The 1,585-nt window shown below is 60.8% G+C and carries 1 protein-coding gene and 1 pseudogene; both read left to right on the plus strand.

Features of this window, described 5'->3' with window-relative positions:
- A pseudogene (locus VGU61_RS03205) lies at positions 1-1,006 on the plus strand (ribonucleoside-diphosphate reductase subunit alpha); the annotation flags it as partial.
- 202 nt (positions 1,007-1,208) lie between these two features.
- The coding region (locus VGU61_RS03210; protein WP_414691587.1) for a ribonucleotide-diphosphate reductase subunit beta at positions 1,209-1,585 on the plus strand (377 nt) is incomplete at its 3' end.

Consider the following 1,585-nt stretch of genomic DNA (forward strand, 5'->3'; position numbering starts at 1 on the left):
CAACTATTACGCCGTCAAAAAGGCGCGCGACTCCAACCTGCGCCATCGTCCGGTCGGCATGGGCATCATGGGCTTCCAGGACTGCCTGCACATGATGCGCATTCCGTATGCATCGATGGAAGCGGTGGAATTCGCCGACAAGTCGATGGAGGCGGTGTGCTACTACGCATACTGGGCATCGACCGAGCTGGCCGAAGAGCGCGGCCGCTACAGTTCCTATCGCGGCTCGCTGTGGGATCGCGGCATCCTCCCGCAGGATTCCCTGCGGCTGCTGGCGGAAGAGCGCGGCGGTTACCTGGAGGTCGACACCTCGGAATCGATGGACTGGGCTCCGCTGCGCGCACGCATCAAGGAACACGGTATGCGCAACTCGAACTGCGTGGCGATCGCGCCGACGGCGACCATCTCCAACATCATCGATGTTTCCGCCTGTATCGAGCCGACCTACCAGAACCTGTATGTGAAGTCGAACCTGTCCGGCGAATTTACCGAAATCAATGAACACCTGGTACGTGACCTGAAGGCGCGCGGCCTGTGGGATGAAGTCATGATCGCCGACCTCAAGTACTTCGACGGCAGCCTGGCGAAGATCGATCGCATTCCCCAGGACTTGCGCGAAATCTACGCCACGGCCTTCGAGGTGGAACCGAAGTGGCTGGTCGAAGCCGCCTCCCGTCGCCAGAAGTGGATCGACCAGGCGCAATCGCTCAACATCTATATGGCAGGCGCGTCCGGCAAGAAGCTCGATGAGACTTACAAGCTGGCCTGGCTGCGCGGCTTGAAGACCACCTACTATCTGCGTACTATCGGTGCGACACATGCCGAGAAGTCGACCACCAAGGCCGGCGCGCTGAACGCCGTGTCGGCGGACGGCGGCATGAGCGGCAGCTATGCGGCGGCGCCCGCCGTGGTACCCGCAAGCGTTGCGCCGGAAGATATTGCCGGTCCTGCGTGCATGCTGCGCCCAGGCGATCCGGGATTCGACGAATGCGAAGCCTGTCAGTAATCGTCATGCAGATGTGATGTAGCGCAGCAATCATTGCTGCGCCTGCTTGAACATGACGGCACTGCCACTACAATACCCTTAAGGACAAAAAGCGATGCTAAGTTGGGACGATGAAATGAAACCAGCGGCGAAAGCCGCACCGATGCCGCACCCGGGGCAGGCATCCATGCCTGCGCCCGGCGCGCGTTCGATGACCAATGCCATGTTCAATCCGACACTGGCCGTAAAAACGGAAGCCGACCTTGCCGCCGAAGCAGCGCGGCGGGTGAATGCCGCCGACAAGCGCATCATCAATGGCCAGACCGATGTGAACCAGCTGGTGCCGTTCAAATACAAATGGGCCTGGGACAAATACCTCGCCGGTTGCGCGAACCACTGGATGCCGCAGGAAATCAACATGCAGCGCGACATCGAACTGTGGAAAAACCCGAACGGTTTGACCGAGGACGAGCGCCGTCTGGTCAAGCGTAACCTCGGCTTCTTCGTCACGGCCGACTCGCTTGCCGCCAACAACATCGTGCTCGGCACCTATCGCCACATCACCGCGCCGGAGTGCCGCCAGTACCTGTTGCGCCAGGC

Origin of the sequence: Noviherbaspirillum sp. (assembly GCF_035944575.1) — a bacterium.
Classification (GTDB): domain Bacteria; phylum Pseudomonadota; class Gammaproteobacteria; order Burkholderiales; family Burkholderiaceae_D; genus Noviherbaspirillum.